Source organism: Vibrio sp. S234-5, from assembly GCF_000960595.1.
Lineage (GTDB): Bacteria > Pseudomonadota > Gammaproteobacteria > Enterobacterales > Vibrionaceae > Vibrio.
Genome location: NZ_JZAM01000384.1, coordinates 84,373 through 107,631, shown reverse-complemented (window position 1 = coordinate 107,631; position 23,259 = coordinate 84,373). Strand labels below are relative to the sequence as shown.

Sequence of the window (23,259 nt, the reverse complement as noted above, 5' to 3'; positions counted from 1 at the left end):
ATTCCAGTCCGTTGCCCCATCATATCAGACATAGCGGGTAAACTTCTTCGGATCGAACGCTGCGCGTATCGCTTCTCCGATGAAGGTCACCATCACTAGCACCGCGACAATCGACGCCACAACCGAAGAGACGATCCAAGGCGCATCCAAATTCGATTTCCCCTGCTGCAACAGCTCGCCCCAGCTCGGCGTCGGCGGCATCAGACCTAAACCAAGGTAATCCAAGGCGGTCAGCGCGGTGATGTTGCCAGCAATGGTGAACGGCGCGAGTGTCACGATCATCACCATGGTATTGGGCAGAATGTGGTTAAACAGAATACGTCCGGTCGAAGCACCCAGCGCTCGGGCTGCCATCACATACTCACGCGCCGACTCTCTATAGGTCATGGTGCGCATGTACCAAGTCATGCCCATCCAGCCAAATAGGACGTTAATGCCGACAAACAGGGCAAAGGTTGGCTGCACAATGGAGACTAAAATCATGATGACGTACAAAAACGGCACCATCGACCACACTTCAATCAAGCGTTGCACAAATAGGTCAAACTTGCCGCCCCAATACCCCATGGCGCAACCAACCGTTGTGCCAATCGCGTAGGAGATGATCATCGTCAGCAGCGCAAAGCCCATCGCAGTGCGAAAGCCGTACACCAGACGCGCCAAAATGTCGCGGCCAATCACGTCCGTGCCAAAGTAGTGCTTGCTTTGTGCATCCGGAGCGGTGGGTGGGTAATCGCCAGAAAAATCCTGCTCGTACGGGTTCCAAGGCACCAGCGGCAACAGAACGAAATTATCGCCCCCTTGCTCGGCAAACTGCTTTTGCAGCTCACGGTAGTTGGCTTCGCTGGCTGACTCTTGGCCAAATTCACTGCCCGTGCGCACATCGCTAAACACTGGAAAAAAATACTCGCCTTGGTATTTCACCACCAGCGCTTTGCTGTTGATCAACAGCTCGGCAAACAGTGACAACACCAGCATGATCGACAGCAGCACGAAGGAGTAATAACCCCGTTTGATGGCTTTAAAACTGCGGATTTTCTTTTGCGTTAATGGGCTAAATGTCATCATCGTCTAGGCTCCAAATTTCACACGTGGATCAACCAGAGCGACACAGATATCGGAAATGATGTTGCCAAGCAGCAAGAGTACCGCATTGATCGCCACTATGCCCATCACCACCGGGTAGTCACGCTCAATAATCGACTCATAACCCAGCAGGCCAATGCCGTCGATGTTGAAAATCACTTCAATCAAGAAGGCACCGGTCATAAAAAACAGCAGTGAGTTGCCAAAGTGGCTGGCAATCGGGATCAAACTGTTACGCAGTGCGTGCTTACGTACCGCCGTCTGAAACGGTAAGCCTTTGGCAATCGCGGTGCGGATGTAGTCTGAGGAGAGGTTTTCCATCAGGTTGTTTTTCATCGTCAGCGTTAGGGTGGCGAAATCGCCGATCAAGTAACAGATCAGCGGCAATACCGCATGCCACATCACATCCTGCGCGCGCTCGAAAAAGGTTTCCAGATCGTCAAAGTCTTCGCCGACAAAGCCCCCCATCGGAAACCACTCTAAATGATAAGAGAACAAGGTAATCAGTAGCACGCCGACCACATAGCCGGGCAAGGCATAGCCAACAAAGATCAGTATCGAGGAAGCAGAATCAAACACGGAACCATGTTTGAGCGCCTTGTAATACCCCAAGGGTATCGAGATGAAATAGCTGATAAAAAAGGTCATGCCGCCATAAAACAGCGACACCGGAAGGCGCTCGGCAATCATGTCCCCCACGGGTTCGTAATAGCGAGTAGATTCGCCAAAATCGAACACCGCCAGTTTGCTCAGCCACTCAACGTAGGCTTGCACTACGGGTTTATCCAGGCCGTAAAACGCGTTTAACTCCGCCATCTGTTCATCAGACAGCGCCGAGTTGCCGCCTGCCGTGGTCATCGCCGCGGCGCCATCGCCTTGCGATTGCATTTTCGACAACATGCGTTCAACTGGGCCACCGGGCACAAATCGAGTGATAGCAAAGATAAGGATCGTGATCCCAAGGAAGGTGGGAATCACCAACGCCAGACGGCGTAGAAAATACGACAGCATATACAACTCACTCCATGTCACTGTGCAGAATCGGCAAATAAGGAAAACAATGAAAGCATCCACACCGATGTGTGGAATGAACGATAGACCGCTAAACCTGTCGAAGTGTTCATCCTAAACAGCCTCAATCTCTGGTTTTCGACTCTGGCACCCGATAATCAGCGCCATATTTATATCGAAATCCGCAAAGCTTCAAGTGTTTATCGCCAAAACATGACAAACTACCGACACTCTCAACCTTCTGTATCCCTGCTGGTAAAAAAAATAAAAATCCAGTTTTTTTGCAACTACAGAACATCATTCCGATTGGTTTAGAGCTCTAACACTACATAAAAACGCAAAAATTAAGTATAAAAAGACACCTTTCGCGTGGGCAATGAAACACTATAAATGAGCATGAGCTCTTGTATCAACAGGCGTATCATAATTTGATACCACTCGACTCACCGCAAGCTTATGCTGAGAAAAGCAGCCACCCAATGCAATCAGAGTAATATTCTATAGACAATCGTTTTCCAAGGTAAATTCACCCACTAAACGATCATCAGCAACATATGGCGTTACTGGTTAAGAAAAACACAAAATACACTGTTTTATTGAAATTATTCGTTATCGAATGCGTTTTTTATAGACAATTCTCTCGATAAAAACACTCCATTATAAAATTTTACATATTTTTTACAGCTTACACCCCGCTAATCTCACTGGTTTGACTTCTAAAATCCACATCATGTATATCTGTCGCGCAACGTTAACGAAATATTAACGTCACATTTGGTCATTTTTAGACCACAAAACATAGGAAATAATGAAAACGGAGCAACAAGGATGTACAAAAACACAACAGCCTTATCGGTTGCGATCAGTCTTGCCCTAGGAACAGCATCGCTGTCACCACTCGCTTTCGCAGAAGAGCAGCAAGTCGAGCAACTACAGAAAATGAAAGTCACGGGTTCACGGATCTCAACCACGCAGATGGAAGGTCCGTCACCTGTCACTGTCATCACCAGCAAGGATATTGCGGCAAAAGGATTTAACAGCGCGCAAGATATTCTCAACAGCTTGACGCAAAACACCGGCGGCGCGTTGGCACAAACCAACTCCTTCTCCTTCACGCCTGCGGCCCAGTCGGTCAACCTGCGTGGCCTAGGTGCTTCTCGCACACTGATCCTGATAGACGGTCGTCGTATGCCACAGTATCCGTTGGCAGAGAACGGCGTATCCAACTTCCAAGACATCGGTCAGATCCCGATTGCGGCGATTGAGCGTGTCGAAGTGATGACCGACTCAGGTTCGGCGATCTACGGTTCGGATGCGATTGGTGGGGTGGTCAACTTCATCATGAAGAAAGACTTTGATGGCGTGTCAGTCAAAGCGCGTTACGGCGACGCCACCGAAGGCGGCTATCAAAATGGTCGTGTCGACATCGTCGCGGGTAAAGACATGGACGACACGCGCATTCTGTTTGTCGCCCAGTTAGCCAGCAACGAAATGCTGATGCAAAAAGATCGCAGTTGGGCTGGTGACGACGCTTCCGATCGCTCGGCATTCAGTGGTTACTCAAGCTACGGCGCTAACTTTATCGCCAAAAACGGGCCGAACTTAACTCCTACCGATATCGGTAAGTCCTGTAGTGAAGTTGTTGGTGAGCATGCCATTGTTCTTCCTAATGGTCGCTGTGGCGTCAACCGCGCGGCATACCGCACATTGAAGCCAGAAAATAAACAAGCTGATTTGCTGCTGCGTGGTGAGAAAGATATCGACGATAACTTGACCGCCATGGCGGAAGCACGTTTTAGCTACAAATCCACCGAGTCACTCTTCGAACCCAACCCTTACTCGGTTGAAGTGGACGCGACACACACCGTCAATGGTGTGAACCGCGGCGAAGGGGAATATACTCGCCGTTTGGTCGAATTTGGCCCACGTGAGAGCAATACCGAAGCGACCGCATTTGGTGTGACGGCGGGTCTGACCGGCCTGCTTGCTGATGCCTACGACTGGGAACTGTACGCCAGCTTCTCACAGCAAAACGTCGATACCGACAATCCGGCGGTGTACACCACCATGGATCAAGCGGTGCAAAACGGCGAAATTGACCTGCTGGACACCATCTCAGCGGAAAATGTCGCCAAGTATACTGGTACGTCAAGCAAAGAAGCGTACTCTAAACTGTACTCGATCAACGGATCCATCGCGGGCGAACTGTTTGAAATGCCCGCGGGTATGTCAGGCTTCTCTGTCTACGGCGAATGGAACCGCACCGACTACAACGAAAAAACCGATGCCGTGACTGCCGCAGGCGGCTTCTCTGGCCTTGGCGGTACTTCTGGCGGTGGCGAGCGTGACCAAGTTGGTCTTGGCGCGGAGCTGCTGATCCCGATTCTCGAAGAGTTAGAACTGACTGTGGCTGGCCGCTACGATCACTACTTTGATGATTCTGCCACTGGCGGTGCGTTCACCCCGAAAGTCTCGCTGGCGTATCGTCCAACCGACACTCTCCTGCTGCGTGGTAGCTACGGTTTAGGTTTCCGCGCGCCAGATTTGAAACGTCTTTTTGGCAATGAGACGCGTGGCTTTGGTTCTGGTTTTGACCCAGCACTGTGTGCTTCGGTGGGCGGGACTGGCCCAAATGAGAATATTCCAGAATGTTCGACTCAACACTTTGATACGGTCAACGGTCCAAACCCTGAACTGAAAGAAGAGACCAGTACCAACATCAACCTTGGTTTGGCGTGGGAGCCTGTTGACGATCTGGGTGTAACCGTCGACTGGTATCACATCAAGATGGAAGACGTAGTTGAAGCGCCGAGTTACCAAGACGTGATCAACGATCCGAGCAAATACCCAGGTACGCAAGTAATCCGTAATCCAGACGGCACGATTGATAAAGTAATCTACGGCCCGGTCAACCAAGCGTTTGAAACCCGTTCAGGCATCGACTTGTCGGTCAGCTACGCCTACGACACCAATGATATGGGCTCTTTCTCAAGCAAAGTCTCGGTCACTAAACTGCTCAAAGCGGAATACCAAGAGAGCAGCTCAGAGCCAGTCAAAGACGAGATGGAGTACATGCCAGAGTACACCGCGACCTTGAACCTAGGCTGGGCGTATCAAGATGTCAACGTCAACCTGTTTGGTAAATACCGTGATGAAATGTGTTCTGGCTACGCCAACGACTACTACTTCAAAAGTTGTGACGCCGCCAAGAAAGCAGGCTACGAAACCAAGATTTCGAGCATGACCACTTGGAATCTAACCACCTCGTATCAGTTTAACGAAAGTGGCCGTGTGACCTTGGGCATCATCAACCTGTTCGACAAAGAACCGCCAAAGGATCCATTGAGCGACACTTCACCGTTTTACGCGGATGAATACGATGATCCGATTGGCCGTCAGGTCTACGTAGAAGCGTCTTACGACTTCTAATCGGACTCACCCATTTGGCGCGGGAGTTTTCCGCGCCCTTTTCGACTGACAAAACACGAAAGGATGCAACCATGACGTTAAAGGAATTTGGCGTAAGTGCACTCACCGCCGCGATGCTGACCGTAAGTGGCAGCGCGTTGGCCGCTGATTCAGGCAGCGTAATTTCCACCCAAGCGGGTAGCAACAAAGCCGCACAAGCCTCACAACAGAAAATCGACGGCTACGCCGACAACACCGAAGCGATGCTGGCAGAGTACAAAGCCATCATGCGCCAAGTCGACAGCATGAAAGTCTACAACGAGCAGATCAACCGCATGGTTCAATCGCAGCAAAGCGAACTAGACTCGCTCAATCGACAGATCGCCCAGATTGATCAAACCGCGATGGAAGTGGTGCCTCTGACCCTCAAGATGATCGACGCACTGGACGATTTCGTCACGCTTGATCTGCCTTTCCAAAGCAAAGAGCGTCGCAAGCGCATCAACGAATTGCGTGAATTGATGGACCGCGCCGACGTCACCACCTCGGAAAAATTCCGTAAAGTGATGGAAGCGTACCAAATAGAAGAGGGCTTCTCACGCTCAATTGAATCTTACAAAGCCAGCCTTGATCGCGGCGGCGAAGTGGTGACTTACGACTTCCTACGCATTGGCCGCACCGCGCTTTTGTTCCAATCTCCAGACGGCATTGAAACCGGCATGTGGAACCAACAGACCCGCCAATGGGAACAACTGCCGGAAAGCTACCGCCTTGCGGTTCAGCAAGGGATCCGTATTGCTAAGAAACAGGCGCCACCATCACTGATCAAACTGCCTGTCTACGCTGGGGAGAATAAATAATGAAAGGATTCAAAACCGTCGCCGCGGCCCTATTGTCAAGCTTACTCGTGGCGGGAGCCGCGCACGCTGACAGCACCAAATCACTCAACGATCTGCTCAAAGAGGTAAAATCGGAAAGCATCGTTGAATCAAAAGAAAACAAAGCGCGCGAGCAAGCTTTTCTGGCCGATCGCAACCAACAAGCCGAGTTGCTCAAGCAAGCCAAAGCGCAGCTCAAAGCTGAAACGGCACTGGGCGAACAGCTCAAAGTCACTTTTGACAACAACGACAAAAAACTCACTGAACTGAGCGAAACGCTGCGTCAGCGCTCAGGCACACTGGGTGAAATGTTTGGCGTGGTGCGCCAATACGCGGGCGAGTTCAAGGGGCTGTTTAATGCCTCGCAAAACGCGGTGCAGTTTCCTGCGCGCGACGCTTTGCTGACCAAGCTAGCCGAAAGTAAAGAGTTGCCTTCCACCGAAGAGCTCGAAGCGTTCTGGCATACCATTTTGCAGCAGATCATCATCTCCGGTGAAACCTCAACCACCCCGGCTACCGTGGTGTACGGCGAAGGCAACGAAGCGGTGCGTGATGTCACTTTAGTCGGCGAATTTAACGCGATTGCCGATGGCAAATACGTTACCTACGTGCCGCAAACCGGCAAATTCGAAGAGCTCTCTCGTCAGCCCGGCGCCAACATCACTGGTCTGGTCGCCGGATTTGAACAAGCCTCTTCCAACTACGAGCCGCTGTTTATTGACCCTTCACGCGGCGTGATCCTTTCACTGTTGGTACAAAGCCCAACCGTTCAAGAACGCATCGAGCAAGGTGGCATCGTCGGTTACGTGATCCTCGCCATGGGCGTGATTGGCGCTCTCATCGCCCTCTTCTCTTACCTGCGCCTGCTGGTATTGGGTGGCAAAATGCGTCGCCAAGCGAAGTCGGATGCAGTGATCCCAGGCAACCCGCTCGGTGAAGTGATCCAAGCTTACCAAGAACACCAAGGGGATAACCTCGAAGATCTGGAAGCCAAGCTAGACGAAATCATTTTGCGCAACGCACCACGAATCGAACGCTTTATCGGCTCCATCAAGCTGTTCGCCTCCGTCGCACCGCTGCTTGGCCTGCTGGGTACCGTCATGGGCATGATCGGCACTTTCCAAGCCATCACGCTGTTTGGTACTGGCGATCCAAAACTGATGGCGGGCGGTATTTCCGAAGCGCTGGTCACCACCATGCTCGGTCTGGTTGTCGCCATTCCACTGCTGTTCCTCTACACCCTAGTGCACAGCAAAGGGCGTCGTCTGGTACAGATGCTGGAAGAGCAAAGCGCTGGCTTCATCGCGCGCTATCAGGAAAGACTGCACGCGGAGCAGCGCTAAGGAGGCGCCATGTGGTGGTTAATTGAAGAGTTAGACTCCATCAGACGATTCTTGGGCATGGGTGGCGATGTATTGGTCGCTATCTTTGTCCTCAGTTTCATGCTGTGGGTCGTGCTGCTTGAGCGCTGGTTCTACTTCGTTGCCGTGGCTCCACGGGCGATGAGAAAAGCCGTCACGCTCTGGTCAGGACGTGAAGAGCATACAAGCTGGAACGCCAAAATGATCCGTCAGGAGATTGTCTCCAAACAGGACATCGAAAACAAAAAAGGGCTGCCGATCATCAAAGTGCTGATCGCCCTCTGTCCGCTACTTGGCCTGCTTGGCACGGTGGTGGGCATGATTCAGGTTTTCGACATTTTGGCCATCGTCGGTACAGGAAGCCCTCGTGCTATGGCATCGGGGATCTCAAAGGCAACCATTCCAACCCTTGCGGGCATGGTGGCGTCGTTATCCGGACTGTTTTTCAGTACACGTCTGGATCACTTAGCCAAAGTCACCACGCAAAAGCTGGAAGACAAGCTCAAACACATTGCCTAGTGCAGGGCGCCATGGCCGCGAACAACGCGCGAAGGCACCTGTGCTCATAAACGGAATTAGAGGTATAGGTCATGAAAAGACGCTATAGCAACGACAACAGCGATGAGATGGCGATCGATATGACGCCGATGCTCGACATCGTTTTCATCATGTTGATCTTCTTTATTGTTACTACATCCTTTGTTAAAGAGGCGGGGATTGATGTCAATCGCCCCAGCGCCAACTCAGCGCAAACGGTCAAAAAAGGCAACATCATGGTCGCGGTCGGCGCGGCGGGCGATGTCTGGATTGACAAACGTCGCGTTGAAGTCGATGCGGTGCGCGCCAACGTCGAACGTCTGCGTGCCGAAAGCCCAGATGGCGCGGTGGTCATCCAAGCGGACGAAGAAGCCAACGCGGGCGTGGTGGTGAAAGTGATGGACCAGATAAGAATGGCCGGTGTGGCAAACATCTCGATTGCCGCGACCAACAAGGATTAAGCCTATGCGTTATCTGGCCTCCATTGCACTGGCGCTCGTTGTCTCCCTCGGACTCTTCTGGGGGATGGACAAGCTGGTAAATAAAGAGCGCCACGAGCTGGCGTCGAATGACGATCTGCGCATGGTCGATTTCATTCGCGTCAAACCCGAAGAAAAAGTACAGGAGAAAAAACGCGAACTGCCGAAACCGCCACCACCGAAACGCCCGCCGCCACCGCCAGAAATGAAGGTGACGTCGACGGTCAAGCCGGTGATGGAACAGATCCCGATGGATATGCCTAAGCTCGATCTTCCGGTGAATGTCACTGGCGGTTCGATTCTTGGCCACTACTCACAAGGGGGCGGTTCGCAAATCGCGGGCAACAGCGGCCCAGTACCCAGAGCAACCTTCCAACCGCAAATGCCGCGTAAAGCCGCCAAAGCGGGCTTGGAAAAAGGCAAGGTATTGCTGGAATTCACCGTCAACGAACATGGCGCAGTGGAAGACATCAAGATCCTCGAAGAAGATCCACGCCGTCTCGATTTAGGCAAAGAGGCACGTAAAACCGTCGCCAAATGGACCTTCACGCCGAAAATGGTCGATGGCAAAGCCGTCAGCTCACGCATGGCGCAAGAGATCGAGTTCTCAATCAACTAAGGAGTCCACCATGATGAAATCCTTCACCAGTGTGCTGGCTTCTGTGACCTTAGTGGCGGGTGCAGCGCTTGCACCCGCTCAGGCAAAAGAAGCGCCGCAGCTGACCGATCGCACCTTCCGCATTGTCAATAAAGTGCAGGAGCTGATCGCCACCGAAAAATACCCAGCGGCACTGGAAAAACTCACCGACACGCTAGAGGGTACCACCAAGCAGTACGACCGCGCGGTGCTACTACAACAAACCGGCTTTTTGTACTCGCTGCAAAGTGACTACACTAATGCGGCAAAGTATTTTGCTGAGTCGCTTAAGCTTGATGCCTTGCCAGTGCCCGTGGCGCAGCAAGTGCGCTACAGCTTAGCCCAGTTGTATTTAGCCGAGGATAAGTACGCGCAATCGGTCGAGACGATGAAAGCTTGGTTTGAGATCGGTAAAACCAGCGATGAAAAACCGCAAGCACACGCTTACATCACCTTAGCCAGTGCCTATGTGCAGATGGACGACTACAAAAACGCCATCGCACCGCTCAAGCAAGCGATCAGCATGAGCAAAAACCCAAGCGAGACTTGGTATATGTTGCTGATGGCCTCGTATCACGAGCTGGGGCAACTGAACGAGGTGGCGGCGGTGCTCAAAACCTTAACCACCCTCTATCCGCAGAAAAAGCGTTACTGGATGCAACTCTCTGGCACCTACCAAGAGCTGAATCAAGATCGCAATGCGTTGGCCGCGTTGGAAATGGCGTACAAGCAAGCCTTGTTTGAAGAAGAGAAAGAGTACCTACGCTTGGTGAACTTTCTCGCCTATCAAAACATCCCTTATCGCGCCGCAAAAGTGCTGCAAAGCGAGATGGAGAAAGGCAACATCACCCGCAATCAGGAAAACCTCGATCGCCTAGCCAGCTTCTGGCAACAAGCGAAAGAGCTGGACAAAGCGATCAGCGCATATCAAGAGGCGTATGCGCTCGCGCCAACGGCCAACAGCCAGATCCGCATTGCGCGCTTGATGTTACAAAACAAACAGTACGCCAGCATTACCGGGTTTACTCAGCAACTGGCCGCCGACGCCAAAGCAGAGCAGAAAGCGGAACTCGATTATGTGCGCGGCATGGCCTACTTCGAAATGAACGACGCGCTCAATGCGCTGCGCTCAATGAAAAGTGCCGCCGAGTCAGAGAAGATGCGCCAAGTGGTTAACCCTTGGATCACTTATCTGGCCAGCCAAGGATAACTTAAATACCCGGCCCAAGCCTTGCGGCGAAGGCCGAGTATTGAGGTTTAGTGTGAGTCAGTCGCACGTCTGGGGAAGCTTGTCTTCCCCTTTTTTCTCCCGACGGAGCGCTTTTCGCGCACAATCAGACGCACCAATATCAACTGGCAACCGATAGCGGATCGTGATACTCTTCGCCTCCATTTTTCTGGCCTAAAAGTAACCAATCGGTCACTCTGCTAGGCTGGTGCTATCTTTATTTATAGCCGATTTTCCCGATCAGCTTTCAATCCAACCAAATGTGGACCAAAACAGATGGGTAAAGGTACTCTTTATATCGTTTCCGCCCCAAGCGGCGCAGGTAAATCAAGCTTAATCTCCGCGATGTTGGAAAAGAACCCAACCTACGCGATGAAAGTCTCAGTCTCGCACACCACGCGTGGCATGCGTCCTGGCGAGCAAGATGGCGTGCACTACCATTTTGTGGAAAAAGAGCACTTTGAAGCGCTGATCGAACAAGGGGAATTTCTGGAGTACGCCGAAGTGTTTGGTAACTACTACGGCACCTCTCGCGTTTGGATCGAACGCACGCTCGACAAAGGCATCGACGTCTTTCTCGACATCGACTGGCAAGGCGCACGGCAAATTCGCACCCAGATGCCAGAAGCCAAAAGCATCTTTATTCTGCCGCCTTCCAACGGCGAGCTGGAAAGACGCTTGAATACCCGCGGCCAAGACAGCGAAGCGGTGATAGCCAAACGCATGGCTGAGGCAAAATCAGAAATTTCCCACTACAACGAATACGACTATTTGATCGTCAACGATGATTTCGATACTGCTTTGGTGGATTTTAAAGCTATCCTTCGGGCAGAAAGATTGAAGCAAGACAAACAAGCTGCTAAATATAGCGGTATGCTTGAAGCGCTTTTAGCGGAATAAGCCCCCGTTCTTGGTGTTCCGGTGCGACCCCATGGGTAGAAACTGGACACTAGGAACGGAGAGCTTGTATACTTTCTCGTCATTCAAAATTTAGTTAACTAATCTGGAGTTCTCATGGCACGCGTAACTGTTCAAGACGCTGTTGAAAAAGTTGGCAACCGTTTCGACCTAGTTCTGATTGCGGCTCGCCGCGCTCGTCAAATACAAACTGGCGGTAAAGATTCACTGGTGCCGGAAGAGAATGATAAAACCACCGTTATCGCCCTGCGCGAAATCGAAGAAGGTCTTATCACAAAAGAAGTTCTAGATGCCCGCGAGCGTCAAGAGCAACAAGAACAAGAAGCAGCAGAACTGGCGGCGGTTAGCAGCATCGCTCACAACCGTTAATTCCGCGTTTAGCAACACAACCTTCCGGGCCCATAATTTGTATCTATTCGATAGCCTCAAAGACGTTGCCCAAGAATATCTTACAGAGCCTCAAATCGAGGCTCTGCGTCAATCTTATGTGGTAGCGAGAGATGCCCATGAAGGGCAAACCCGCTCTAGCGGTGAACCTTATATCATCCACCCCGTCGCTGTGGCGCGAATTTTGGCCGAAATGCGTCTGGATCTCGAAACGTTGCAAGCGGCGTTGCTGCACGATGTGATCGAAGATTGCGATGTCAGCAAAGAAAATCTTGAAACCCAATTTGGCCAAGCCGTGGCCGAACTGGTGGATGGGGTTTCTAAGCTGGATAAGCTTAAATTTCGCGATCGCAAAGAGGCTCAAGCCGAGAACTTTCGCAAGATGGTTCTGGCCATGGTGCAGGATATCCGCGTCATTCTGATCAAACTGGCGGACCGCACCCACAATATGCGCACGCTTGGCGCCCTTCGCCCAGACAAAAAACGTCGTATTGCTCGAGAAACACTGGAAATCTACGCCCCACTGGCCCACCGATTGGGCATTCACAACATCAAAACCGAGCTGGAAGAGCTGGGGTTTGAAGCCTTGTACCCGAACCGCTATCGCGTACTGAAAGAAGTGGTCAAATCGGCGCGTGGCAATCGTAAAGAGATGATCCAGCGCATTCACAGCGAAATTGAAGGCCGGCTGCAAGATGCTGGGCTCAACGCGCGTGTGCTCGGTCGTGAGAAGAACCTGTTCTCCATCTACAACAAGATGAAAACCAAAGAGCAGCGCTTTCACACCATTATGGACATCTACGCGTTTCGCGTGGTGGTCGACACCGCTGACACCTGCTATCGCGTGCTCGGTCATGTGCATAGCCTGTACAAACCCCGCCCAGGCCGGATGAAAGATTACATCGCCGTTCCCAAAGCCAACGGCTACCAGTCGCTGCACACCTCCATGGTTGGCCCACACGGCGTGCCTGTTGAAGTGCAAATCCGCACCGAAGACATGGATCAGATGGCGGATAAAGGGGTCGCGGCGCATTGGTCTTACAAAGGCAACGGCGATCGCACCGGCACCACCGCACAAGTCAAAGCGCAGCGCTGGATGCAAAGCCTGCTTGAGCTGCAGCAAAGCGCGGGCAACTCTTTTGAATTTATCGAAAACGTCAAATCGGATCTTTTCCCGGATGAGATTTACGTTTTTACGCCGAAAGGTCGCATCGTCGAGCTGCCAGTGGGCGCCACCGCGGTGGACTTCGCCTATGCGGTGCACACCGATGTCGGCAACACCTGCGTTGGCGCACGCGTCGATCGCAATCCGTACCCGCTGAGCAAAGCGCTGAAAAACGGCCAGACGATTGAGATCATCAGTGCGCCGGGGGCAAGACCCAACGCCGCTTGGCTCAACTATGTGGTGACTTCCCGTGCTCGCACTAAGATTCGCCAAGTGCTGAAAACCATGCGCCGTGAAGAGTCGATCACCTTAGGTCGCCGCCTGCTCAATCACGCTTTGGGTGAGCACTCACTCAGTGACATCAGCCCGGAAAATATGGAGCACGTGTTGAGCGATCTGAAAATCGCCTCTCTCGACGACTTGCTGGCCGCGATTGGCCTTGGCGAGCGCATGAGCATCGTGATTGCCCGCCGCCTACTGGGGGATGCCGATGAGCTGACCGAAGTCGCGACGCCGGAAGGCAAGCCGAAGAAGAAGCTGCCGATTCGTGGCTCGGAAGGATTATTGCTGACCTTCGCCAACTGTTGTCATCCGATCCCGGACGACTCGATCATCGCCCATGTCTCACCGGGGCGTGGCTTGGTGGTGCACCGCGAGACGTGTCCAAACGTACGCGGCTATCAACGCGAACCGGATAAGTACATGGCGGTCGCTTGGTCAGAGGATTACGATCAAGAGTTCATCGCCGAGCTGAAAGTGGACATGCAAAACCACCAAGGCGCGTTGGCCGAGCTGACCAATGTGATCTCGAAAACCGGTTCCAACATTCATGGCCTCTCGACAGAAGAGCGCGATGGCCGTTTGTACACCGTGACCGTGTTGCTGACCACGAAAGATCGTATCCACTTAGCCGGAATTATGAAGAAAATCCGCGTGATGCCTTCATGTTCGCGAGTGCGTCGAAGAAAGAACTGATCAACAAAGCGGCTCAACTCATGGCCCTTGAAATCCCGATTTCAAGGGCTTTTTATTTTATCCAACCATCGTCTATCGCATGAATTTAGAACGCTACCAAAAAATCCAGCAGGTGCTCAAAGCGCGCCAAACCGACCTCACCCTCTGCCTTGAAGAAGTGCACAAACCCAATAACGTCTCGGCGATTATCCGCTCGGCCGATGCCACTGGCCTGCACAAAGTGCACGCTGTGTGGCCAACCGAACAGATGAAAACACTGAAAAATACCTCGGCGGGCGCGCGTAACTGGATCGAAGTCGATACCCACGATTCCATCGCCGACGCCATTGGCGAACTGAAAGCGCAAGGCATGCAGGTGCTGGTGACTAATCTTTCCGAGACGGCGGTGGATTTTCGCCAAATCGACTACACCAAACCAACCGCGATTATTCTCGGCAGCGAAAAAATCGGCGTGTCCGAGCAAGCCAAAGCGCTCGCCGATCAAGATATCATCATCCCGATGGTTGGTATGGTGCAATCGCTCAACGTATCGGTGGCGTGCGCAGTGATCCTGTATGAAGCGCAGCGCCAACGCGAAGCCGCTGGAATGTATCAGCGCGAGACCAGTAGCATCGATGCACAGACGATCAACCGCATCCTATTTGAACGCGGCCATCCGGTGCTGGCGAAAGTCGCCAAGCGCAAAGGGCTCGCGTATCCAGCACTTGATGATACAGGCCAAATCGTCGCTGATGAGCAGTGGTGGGCCGAGATGCAAAGAAGGTAGGTGTTATCTAGTTTTCTAGTTTGCTAGATTCCTAGTTTCCTAGTTTCCTAGTTTCTAAAACATATTTTCCCTGTACAAAAACACAGCCAGATGGTTAACATAACGCTATGTTTATCATTTCCTTGAGGCCGTTATGTCTGCGCAACTGTTATCTGCCATCCCGCTAACCTCACTCAGTGGCGTGGGTGCGAAAGTGGCGGAAAAACTGGAGAAAGTCGGTTTGCGCACGGTGCAGGATCTGCTGTTTCACCTGCCGCTGCGCTATGAAGATCGCACCCGTATTTACCCGATCGTCAAACTGCACGCCGGGCTGTGGGCCGCGGTACAAGGCAAAGTGATGCAGGTCGACACCCTGTTTGGCAAACGCAAAATGCTCACGGTGAAAATCAGCGATGGCAACGGCACCATCACCCTGCGATTTTTTAACTTCACCGCGGCGATGAAAAACAACTTTAGTGACGGTAAGTTAGTACACGCTTATGGCGAGATAAAGCGCGGCAATATGGGGCTGGAAATTGTCCATCCTGATTACAAATTTTTCGCCCCCGCGCAAAAGCCCGATGTGGAACAAAGCCTCACGCCCGTTTACCCCACTACCGATGGCTTAAGGCAAATCACCTTACGCAATTTAACCGAGCAAGCGCTGGCGCTGCTCGACAAAAGCGCGGTCAGCGAACTGCTGCCACCCGGTCTGTACGATCAGCAATTGACGCTCAGCCAAGCGCTGCACATCATCCATCGCCCGCCGCCATCCATCGACTTAGAGCAGTTTGACCAAGGGAAACATCCGGCGCAAATTCGCCTCATTATGGAAGAGCTACTGGCACAAAATCTCTCGATGCTGGCGGTGCGTAGTAAAGGGCAACAAGATGTCGCTCTGCCGCTCGCCCCAGTCGACAACCTCAAAAACCAGTTATTAGCGCAACTGCCTTTTTCACCGACTAAGGCACAAGCGCGGGTGGTGCGCGAAATTGAGGTGGACTTAGAGAAAAACCACCCGATGATGCGCTTAGTGCAAGGCGATGTCGGCTCCGGCAAAACCTTAGTTGCCGCGCTCGCCGCTGTGCGCGCGATCGAGCACGGCTACCAAGTCGCGCTGATGGCGCCGACCGAACTGCTCGCCGAGCAGCACGCCATCAACTTTGCCAACTGGTTTGCTGCTATGGGGATCCAAGTTGGCTGGCTGGCGGGCAAGCTCAAAGGCAAAGCCCGTGAGAGCGAGTTGGCGCGCATTGCCAGCGGTGAAGCGCAGATGGTGGTCGGCACGCACGCATTGTTCCAAGAACAGGTGGCGTTTCATCACCTTGCCTTAGTTATCATCGACGAGCAGCACCGCTTTGGTGTTCACCAGCGTTTGGAGCTGCGCGAAAAAGGCGCTAAGCAAGGAGCATATCCGCACCAGTTGATCATGACCGCGACCCCGATTCCGCGCACGCTCGCCATGACGGCTTACGCCGATTTGGAAACCTCGGTGATCGACGAGCTGCCGCCCGGACGCACGCCGATCCAAACCGTGGCGATTCCTGATACCAAGCGCGACGACATCGTTGAACGCATTCGCCATGCCTGTCTCCAGGAAGGCAAACAGGCGTATTGGGTTTGTACTTTAATTGATGAATCGGAAGTGCTGGAAGCGCAAGCGGCGGCCGATACCGCCGAAGAGCTGCAACGAAAACTGCCCGAAGTGAAAATCGGCTTGGTGCATGGACGGATGAAACCAGCCGACAAGCAAGCGGTGATGAACGCTTTTAAAAACAATGAGCTGAACCTGCTGGTCGCCACCACGGTCATTGAAGTTGGCGTGGACGTGCCAAACGCCAGCCTGATGATCATTGAAAACCCCGAACGCCTTGGCTTGGCGCAGCTACATCAGCTGCGCGGACGCGTTGGTCGAGGCTCGGTCGCCAGCCACTGCGTGTTGCTGTATCACGCGCCGCTGTCCAAAACCGCGCAAAAACGCCTTGGCGTACTGCGCGAAAGCAACGATGGCTTTGTCATTGCCCAGCGCGACTTGGAAATTCGCGGCCCCGGTGAGCTGCTTGGCACCAAGCAAACCGGCATCGCCGAGTTTAAAATTGCCGATCTGGTGCGCGATCAACGGCTTATCCCAGAGGTGCAACGCGCCGCCCGCTTTATTCATCAGCAATATCCGCAAAATGCCGCCGCGATCATCGAGCGCTGGCTGGGTGAGCGCGACGTTTACGCCAAAGCCTAATCGTGCTTTGGCGTGCCTGCGTATTTGCCCAACCACCGAGGCAAACGATTGCTTTTTAAAATGATCGCCCTATAATGCCGCTCAAAATTTGTGATCTCACACACCTCCAAACCGAACTGATTTCTGAGTAACAGCAATCACAGAGCACGTGATCAGTTCCACTTAGCCTCCCATTCAGCGAGCGCTAAGCTTTTGATAAAATTAGGAAGCAAGATGACAACGCCACACAACACGCGTAAACACGATTTAGTTTATCAACTCAATGACCGTCCACCACTGCCACAAACTCTGTTCGCCGCCTTGCAACATTTGCTGGCGATGTTCGTTGCCGTGATCACGCCGTCGCTGATTATTTGTCAGGCCCTTGGCGTCTCTGCCGAGCAGACTAACACCATCATCAGCATGTCGCTGTTTGCCTCTGGCCTCTCCTCTTTTATTCAAATCCGCACCTTTGGCCCAATTGGCTCGGGCTTACTCTCGGTACAAGGCACCAGCTTTAACTTCCTTGGCCCAATCATCGCTGCGGGCCTCTCTTTGAAAGCAGGCGGGGCGAACGTGGAAACCATGATGGCGGCGATTTTTGGCACCATTTTAGTCGCCTCCTTTGCGGAAATTTTGCTATCACGCGTGTTGGAATACGCACGCCGCGTGATCACGCCATTGGTTTCGGGCATTGTGGTGACTCTGATTGGTTTAACTCTGATCCAAGTCGGTTTGGTGTCGATGGGCGGCGGCTATGCAGCGCTGAGCGATGGCACTTTTGGTAGCCTAGACAAACTGGCGCTGGCCGGCACCGTGCTTGGTTTGATTGTGCTGCTTAACCGCGCGAAAAACCCTTACATCCGCGTTGCATCGATCGTGATCGCGATGTTTGTCGGCTATCTGATGGCCTACGTTATGGGCATGGTCAACACCCATCAACAGGCAGAAACCGACCTGATTGCCCTGCCCATTCCGATGCAGTTTGGCCTGAGTTTCGACTGGTCACTGTTCATTCCTCTGGTGCTGATTTTCTTTATCACGGCACTGGAAGCGATCGGCGACATCACCGCCACCTCGGAAGTTTCTGGTGAGCCAGTCAAAGGCCCAGTGTACATGAAGCGCATCAAAGGCGGCGTACTGGCCGATGGCCTTAACTCGGCGCTGGCGGCGGTGTTTAACAGCTTCCCCAACTCGACGTTTAGCCAAAACAACGGCGTGATCTTGCTGACGGGCGTAGCCAGCCGTTATGTGGGTTATTTTATTGCCGGCATGTTGGTGCTGCTGGGGCTGTTTCCGGGCGTAGCCAGCTTTGTGCAGTTGATCCCTGAACCGGTTCTCGGCGGCGCGACCATTGTGATGTTCGGCACCATTGCCGCGGCTGGGGTGCGCATCATCTCTCGCGTCGACCTTGATCGCCGCGCAATCCTGATCATGGCGCTGTCGTTCTCGATGGGCTTGGGCATCGCGCAGAAACCGGAAATCCTGCAATTTATGCCGGACTTCATTAAGAGTATTTTCTCCTCAGGCGTCGCGGCTGGCGGTATCACTGCGATTGTGCTCAATCTGCTGCTACCAGAGAAATTGCGCGACGACGAAGAGAGCGAGCAAGCACAAAGCGCGACCCAAGCGCAGTAACCAAATCACCGTAAAAAACAGGGTTGCCATTGGCAACCCTGTTTTGTGGTTAATTAGCTAATTCGCTTAACGCGTCGGGAAACTGATTTGCACTTTCAGCCCGCCTTCGCTGCGGTTATTGACCACCACCGAGCCGTGGTGCTGGCTGACAATGCGCTTGACAATCGCCAGTCCAAGCCCCGTCCCCTCGCTGCCGCGCGCCGTATCGCCGCGAGTAAAGGGTTGAAACAACTTCGCCACTTGCGATTTGTCGATCCCCGGGCCGTTATCTTCCACACAGATCCACACCAGCTTGTTGTCGGCGGTCATGCCGGTGCTGACTTTCACCCAGCCGTTGCCGTAGCGCAGCGCGTTGACCACCAAGTTGCTGATCGCACGCTTAATCGCAATCGGATTGCCAAACGCATCACGCACCGTCGGCTGAAAAGCGGTTTCGATCGCCACTTCGTAGCCCCCTTCGGCGCTGGCGACATCGCCGGCGATGGTGTTGATGTCGACTTGGGTGAAAGATTGCGCGTTGACCGGTTTTAGATAGTCCATAAACTGACTGATGATCTCATTGCACTCTTCGGTGTCGCTGATGATCCCTTCGGCGAGATAACTCTCTTCTGGCGACATCATCTCCGTCGCGAGTCGAATACGCGTTAGTGGCGTGCGCAAATCGTGGCTGATGCCCGCCATCAACAGCGCGCGGTCCGCTTCCAACTCTTGAATACCACGAGACATCTGGTTGAAAGCCCGTGTCACCGCGCGAATTTCCGTTGCGCCTTTCTCCGGCAGTGGCGGCGGAATTTCCCCACGACCCACCTCTTTGGCGGCTTTTTCCAGCGCAATCAAAGGGCGGTTTTGCAAACGAATAAACAGCCAGCCACCCGCGACAATCAGCAGCGCCACAATCAAGCTGTTGCGAAACAGCGGCGCAAAATCTTCCTCTTGCAGCTCCGAGAGCGGAATGCGGATCAGCGACCCGGGCATGGCTTCGATTTTCATCCACAAAATATAACTTTCACTGCCCAGCAAGAGACGCACTTCGGTTGCCGAACCGAGTTCTTGACTCATCTCTTCACTCATCAGCTCAATCGACATCGCATGGTCAAACTCTTTCGCCTGTTCGCTATCTTCTCTGTGCACCGTCACGCCAAGCTGCTCAAGCACTTGACGGCGCAGCGGCTCGTTGGCGTGCAGATCGCCGCTGTCATCCAGCACTAAGTTGAGCTCGTGGGCGAGAATTTTGTTGAACTGCTGCAAACTGGGCAACAAAGCGTAGTTAAACACCGCGTAATAGGAGAAAACTTGGCTGGCCAGCAGCAAAGTGACAAAGATGAGGATCGATTGAGTAAAGGAACTGCGAATTCGCATGACAAGCCTCGGCAAATGAAACGTCAATAAACGACAATCCCTGGGCAAAGCCAGGGACTGTGGAGTGAATTATGTCGCGCTTTAGGCCTGTTTGCCATCAGGGACAAACACATAACCCAAGCCCCACACGGTTTGAATGTAACGCGGTTTGCTTGGGTCTTCTTCTAACATGCGGCGTAAACGGGAGATTTGTACGTCGATGGAACGCTCCATCGCGGAATACTCACGGCCACGCGCCATGTTCATCAGTTTATCGCGCGACATCGGCTCACGCGCATTGGTCACCAGCGATTTCAGCACGGCAAACTCACCGGAAGTGAGCGGCATTGGCTCATCGCCACGAAACATCTCTCGCGTGCCAAGGTTTAAGCGAAACTCACCAAATTCGACGATTTTCTCTTCCGAGCTGGGTGCGCCCGGCAGTTCGATGATTTGGCGACGCAGCACCGCTTTGATGCGAGCCAAGAGCTCACGTGGGTTAAACGGTTTCGGTAGATAGTCATCCGCGCCCACTTCGAGGCCGACAATACGGTCTACTTCGTCGCCTTTGGCGGTCAGCATTAAAATAGGCAGCATGTTGTTGGCATTACGCAGACGACGGCAAATCGACAAGCCATCTTCGCCCGGCAGCATGAGATCCAGCACCATCAGGTGGAAGTTTTCGCGCGTCAGTAGGCGATCCATCTGCTCTCCGTTGGCGACACTACGCACTTGGAAACCTTGCTCAGAAAGGTAACGCTCTAAGAGCGCCCGTAAGCGAGCATCGTCATCGACCACCAAAATCTTATAATTTTCTTGCATCTGTCTGTCCACCTATCTGCAAAATCGCCACCCAATTCGGCCGAGTAAAATGTAACACCAATCATAGTTTGATGGCGCAAAGAATTGTTAATCTTTATTACTTTTTTAGCTTATGCGCCCTGAGGTTGCAACGCTCCTCATCACGAATGGTTGAGATAAAACAAACCCGCACAAGGCGGGTTTGATATCTCCACTAAGATAGCGTTAGTTACATGGTCCCACTAACTGCCAAGGACCACCTTGATCGGGTCTATCGTTGTTGGTCCACCATTTTGCTTGGTAGATGTTTCCTTGATAAACCGCTTGATCGCCGCCAACATACACTTGTCCTGCAACCCAGTTGACAGGACATGCACTACCTGGTTCAAAACTCACCACCAATGTTTGATTCGCGGCTAAAGATGGGAATGTAAAGCTGCTCGCCACAGGTTGATTCACACCGTTAACTATGATGCTGCTGACCTTATAGCCTGAGTCAGCAACGAAGTTCACTGTAAAGTCAGCGCCACCTCGTGCTGAGATGACACCACCTGCATCTGGCGCTGGCGAAATCACCCCACCCATTCCATTCACTGACGCTGTGATTTGGTAGACAACCGGAATATCTGTTGTCACTTCATTGAAGCTTCCGGTGAAGCCAGCAAAATTGCTTGCCGTCAGTGCTGACAACTGAGTGTTCTTGAGCACTAAGCTTTTCTTGTTGCCTTGGGCGAACGGATCTAACAGGGTTAGTACTGTATCACTCCCTACCTGAGTCAGTTTAACCGCATTGAACGGAATCGCTTCGTTACTTGCTGTTGTGATCACCGTTTTCGCGGGGTAGAAGTTGTTCACCACCATCTGAACATTCCATCCCCAGCTTACGCTGTTGAGTGGAACAATATAACCAAGACGATCGTACCCACCTGTCACGTTAACAAACATCTCTGGATTGATGTCCGCTAGCGTTAAACCAACCAACTCATAGGATGCGTAGATGCCGCCATCTTCCGCTTGCGGTCCTATCACCACTGACGTTGCGGTTTCGTACGCTTTCAAATGTTTAAAACCAATACCAGCAGAGCCTTCAATCTTGTCGACCAGAGGGTCAAAACCAGTGACCACTTTTTTGCCTGAATTCCATGCCAGTCTGTAGATATCCGATTTTGCAATCACCGCAGCTGGATTCGCTTGAACCTCAGCGGCATTCACGCCTGAAAGCAGCACAGTTTGCCCTGAGAACTGCAGTTCAGTGCCGCCTGCGACTGATGCGACAACCAAGCCAGCCAGAGGGTCTGTTGCCTGCCATCCTCGCAGGATGATTTTGTCTTCACCGACGGTAAAATCAGAAATTGTGGTGTTGCTGCCCAGTTGCTCATTGAGCAGCACTTGGTCAACACCCCCACCCGTAATCACGATATCGTTGCCCAAGCCCGCAGACAGCACTTCATTGTATTGCGAACCTTCAATCACATCGTTTGCTGGGGTGTCAAAAATGGTGTTAAAGCCGCCGAACTTGTGGATATAAGTGGTGATACAAGTGCCCAGTTCATCACAGGTAATTTGATCTTTTGTCAACAGTGTTGCAGTTCCCCAAGCCCCACGCAAATGCGCGGCCGCAAGGATACCGGACATCGTCGCTTGGATTTGGATCGGGTTGCCATTGGCATCAGTACCGGGCCAGCTTTTCGCTAACGCTTGCTCCCAAGTAACGTTGGCATCGGCAAGAAGTTTACTGATCACCTTAACGTTAAAATGCATGGCGTCGCGCATCACCAACTCTTGCTTTTCTGGTAAACGCAAATCCGCCAGTGAGTTCACACCATTTTTGCCAACGAACGTCCCTTCCCAGCGGTTGTTGTCTGTGACATAAACCTGGTTACCGCCAGAGCCCTCAATTTCTGCCAGTGCCTCGGTCTTACAGCCAACCCACGTCGAATCCGGCACAAACATGTAGAAACTGTCGTAATCTTTACCCGCAATCGAGACTGTTTTCGGGCTGTAGTAACCCGCGTCGATCAAGACAGCCTCACCCAGTTGATAGCCAATAAATCCCCACGCGTTCATTGAGTTATATTGCATTTGACGGAACATTTCAGCGTCCGTTGGAGTGAGGGGATTGTAGATGCTATCCACGCCAAGCTTAGTAAAAAACTGACTGATTGTGGTTGGCTCCGAGAGCATGGAACCCGTAGAGCAGTCGCGAACCAATCGTCCTGGACTGGTTACCTGCGCATAGGTGTAGACGGGATTATCAAGGTTTTGTAGGTAAAAATCCGCAAGCGCTGGATTGATTCCCGATTCAAAGTTGCGTAACGCATCTAGGAAACCTTGGATGCCACTTGCGTGGACGGGTGTGGCCAACGCCACTGCGACAGAGGCTGTTAGCAGTGCTTTTTTCGTTGTAAACATGTTTTTCCTCGTTGAGTTTTTATTTAAGGCTCCTTGCCTT

At 52.5% G+C, this 23,259-nt stretch carries 18 protein-coding genes; 13 read left to right on the top strand and 5 right to left on the bottom strand.

The window, feature by feature from the left end; all coding sequences use genetic code 11:
* Positions 1-24: 24 nt before the first annotated feature.
* Entirely contained in the window at positions 25-1,068 is a 1,044-nt protein-coding gene (locus UF06_RS22095) for an ABC transporter permease subunit (protein WP_045572393.1), read from the bottom strand.
* A gap of 3 nt (positions 1,069-1,071) precedes the next feature.
* On the bottom strand, positions 1,072-2,097 hold the full coding sequence (locus UF06_RS22090) for an ABC transporter permease subunit (protein WP_045572392.1): 1,026 nt from the start codon (positions 2,095-2,097) through the stop codon (positions 1,072-1,074).
* Between the two features lie 828 nt (positions 2,098-2,925).
* Between UF06_RS22090 and UF06_RS22085 the strand changes: the two genes are divergently transcribed.
* The 13 genes from UF06_RS22085 (at position 2,926) to UF06_RS22025 (ending at position 18,668) form a co-directional block, all read left to right on the top strand.
* Positions 2,926-5,526: a TonB-dependent receptor gene (locus UF06_RS22085; protein ID WP_045572391.1), complete on the top strand. Its 2,601-nt coding sequence runs from the start codon at positions 2,926-2,928 to the stop codon at positions 5,524-5,526.
* Positions 5,527-5,597: 71 nt separating this feature from the next.
* Positions 5,598-6,365, top strand: a complete 768-nt coding sequence (locus UF06_RS22080) for a DUF3450 domain-containing protein (protein ID WP_045572390.1) — start codon at positions 5,598-5,600, stop codon at positions 6,363-6,365.
* Positions 6,365-7,726, top strand: coding sequence for a MotA/TolQ/ExbB proton channel family protein (locus UF06_RS22075; RefSeq protein WP_045572389.1), 1,362 nt, complete (start codon positions 6,365-6,367; stop codon positions 7,724-7,726). The genes UF06_RS22080 and UF06_RS22075 overlap by 1 nt, the downstream gene beginning before the upstream one ends.
* A 9-nt stretch (positions 7,727-7,735) precedes the next feature.
* On the top strand, positions 7,736-8,263 hold the full coding sequence (locus UF06_RS22070) for a MotA/TolQ/ExbB proton channel family protein (RefSeq protein WP_045572388.1): 528 nt from the start codon (positions 7,736-7,738) through the stop codon (positions 8,261-8,263).
* A gap of 71 nt (positions 8,264-8,334) precedes the next feature.
* Positions 8,335-8,742: a biopolymer transporter ExbD gene (locus UF06_RS22065; protein WP_039422707.1), complete on the top strand. Its 408-nt coding sequence runs from the start codon at positions 8,335-8,337 to the stop codon at positions 8,740-8,742.
* Positions 8,743-8,746: 4 nt separating this feature from the next.
* Complete coding sequence (locus tag UF06_RS22060; protein ID WP_039422706.1) at positions 8,747-9,379, top strand: energy transducer TonB; 633 nt, start codon at positions 8,747-8,749, stop codon at positions 9,377-9,379.
* Positions 9,380-9,392: 13 nt separating this feature from the next.
* Complete coding sequence (locus UF06_RS22055) at positions 9,393-10,607, top strand: hypothetical protein (protein ID WP_171816777.1); 1,215 nt, start codon at positions 9,393-9,395, stop codon at positions 10,605-10,607.
* 294 nt (positions 10,608-10,901) lie between these two features.
* The gene (gmk, locus tag UF06_RS22050) at positions 10,902-11,525 is read left to right on the top strand and encodes a guanylate kinase (RefSeq protein WP_039439031.1); all 624 of its coding nucleotides are present in this window, start codon (positions 10,902-10,904) and stop codon (positions 11,523-11,525) included.
* A gap of 114 nt (positions 11,526-11,639) precedes the next feature.
* On the top strand, positions 11,640-11,912 hold the full coding sequence (rpoZ, locus tag UF06_RS22045; RefSeq protein ID WP_045572386.1) for a DNA-directed RNA polymerase subunit omega: 273 nt from the start codon (positions 11,640-11,642) through the stop codon (positions 11,910-11,912).
* A gap of 37 nt (positions 11,913-11,949) precedes the next feature.
* Positions 11,950-14,070: a bifunctional GTP diphosphokinase/guanosine-3',5'-bis pyrophosphate 3'-pyrophosphohydrolase gene (gene spoT / locus UF06_RS22040; protein ID WP_045572385.1), complete on the top strand. Its 2,121-nt coding sequence runs from the start codon at positions 11,950-11,952 to the stop codon at positions 14,068-14,070.
* A gap of 79 nt (positions 14,071-14,149) precedes the next feature.
* Complete coding sequence (gene trmH / locus UF06_RS22035) at positions 14,150-14,836, top strand: tRNA (guanosine(18)-2'-O)-methyltransferase TrmH (RefSeq protein WP_045572384.1); 687 nt, start codon at positions 14,150-14,152, stop codon at positions 14,834-14,836.
* 133 nt (positions 14,837-14,969) lie between these two features.
* Positions 14,970-17,051 (top strand): ATP-dependent DNA helicase RecG, encoded by a 2,082-nt coding sequence (gene recG / locus UF06_RS22030; protein WP_045572383.1) that lies wholly within the window; start codon positions 14,970-14,972, stop codon positions 17,049-17,051.
* A 213-nt stretch (positions 17,052-17,264) separates the two neighbouring features.
* A complete protein-coding gene (locus UF06_RS22025) occupies positions 17,265-18,668 on the top strand; it encodes a uracil-xanthine permease family protein (protein ID WP_045572382.1) in 1,404 nt (467 codons plus the stop codon).
* 66 nt (positions 18,669-18,734) lie between these two features.
* On the opposite strand, the gene envZ is transcribed toward UF06_RS22025, so the two are convergent.
* From envZ to UF06_RS22010, 3 genes are all read right to left on the bottom strand, one after another.
* Positions 18,735-20,027, bottom strand: coding sequence for a two-component system sensor histidine kinase EnvZ (envZ, locus tag UF06_RS22020; RefSeq protein ID WP_045572381.1), 1,293 nt, complete (start codon positions 20,025-20,027; stop codon positions 18,735-18,737).
* Positions 20,028-20,108: 81 nt separating this feature from the next.
* Positions 20,109-20,828: a two-component system response regulator OmpR gene (gene ompR, locus UF06_RS22015; RefSeq protein ID WP_039422689.1), complete on the bottom strand. Its 720-nt coding sequence runs from the start codon at positions 20,826-20,828 to the stop codon at positions 20,109-20,111.
* 204 nt (positions 20,829-21,032) lie between these two features.
* Positions 21,033-23,219 (bottom strand): carbohydrate-binding protein, encoded by a 2,187-nt coding sequence (locus tag UF06_RS22010; protein ID WP_045572380.1) that lies wholly within the window; start codon positions 23,217-23,219, stop codon positions 21,033-21,035.
* Between the last annotated feature and the right edge of the window lie 40 nt (positions 23,220-23,259).

Excerpts from the sequence above, each read along its gene's own strand:
- envZ (WP_045572381.1), bottom strand. The coding sequence starts at position 20,027 with ATGCGAATTCGCAGTTCCTTTACTCAATCGATCCTCATCTTTGTCACT.
- recG (WP_045572383.1), top strand. The coding sequence starts at position 14,970 with ATGTCTGCGCAACTGTTATCTGCCATCCCGCTAACCTCACTCAGTGGC.
- UF06_RS22080 (WP_045572390.1), top strand. The coding sequence starts at position 5,598 with ATGACGTTAAAGGAATTTGGCGTAAGTGCACTCACCGCCGCGATGCTG.
- UF06_RS22070 (WP_045572388.1), top strand. The coding sequence starts at position 7,736 with ATGTGGTGGTTAATTGAAGAGTTAGACTCCATCAGACGATTCTTGGGC.
- UF06_RS22025 (WP_045572382.1), top strand. The coding sequence starts at position 17,265 with ATGACAACGCCACACAACACGCGTAAACACGATTTAGTTTATCAACTC.
- rpoZ (WP_045572386.1), top strand. The coding sequence starts at position 11,640 with ATGGCACGCGTAACTGTTCAAGACGCTGTTGAAAAAGTTGGCAACCGT.
- UF06_RS22055 (WP_171816777.1), top strand. The coding sequence starts at position 9,393 with ATGAAATCCTTCACCAGTGTGCTGGCTTCTGTGACCTTAGTGGCGGGT.
- trmH (WP_045572384.1), top strand. The coding sequence starts at position 14,150 with ATGAATTTAGAACGCTACCAAAAAATCCAGCAGGTGCTCAAAGCGCGC.
- UF06_RS22075 (WP_045572389.1), top strand. The coding sequence starts at position 6,365 with ATGAAAGGATTCAAAACCGTCGCCGCGGCCCTATTGTCAAGCTTACTC.
- gmk (WP_039439031.1), top strand. The coding sequence starts at position 10,902 with ATGGGTAAAGGTACTCTTTATATCGTTTCCGCCCCAAGCGGCGCAGGT.
- UF06_RS22085 (WP_045572391.1), top strand. The coding sequence starts at position 2,926 with ATGTACAAAAACACAACAGCCTTATCGGTTGCGATCAGTCTTGCCCTA.
- UF06_RS22065 (WP_039422707.1), top strand. The coding sequence starts at position 8,335 with ATGAAAAGACGCTATAGCAACGACAACAGCGATGAGATGGCGATCGAT.
- ompR (WP_039422689.1), bottom strand. The coding sequence starts at position 20,828 with ATGCAAGAAAATTATAAGATTTTGGTGGTCGATGACGATGCTCGCTTA.
- UF06_RS22010 (WP_045572380.1), bottom strand. The coding sequence starts at position 23,219 with ATGTTTACAACGAAAAAAGCACTGCTAACAGCCTCTGTCGCAGTGGCG.
- UF06_RS22095 (WP_045572393.1), bottom strand. The coding sequence starts at position 1,068 with ATGATGACATTTAGCCCATTAACGCAAAAGAAAATCCGCAGTTTTAAA.
- UF06_RS22060 (WP_039422706.1), top strand. The coding sequence starts at position 8,747 with ATGCGTTATCTGGCCTCCATTGCACTGGCGCTCGTTGTCTCCCTCGGA.
- UF06_RS22090 (WP_045572392.1), bottom strand. The coding sequence starts at position 2,097 with ATGCTGTCGTATTTTCTACGCCGTCTGGCGTTGGTGATTCCCACCTTC.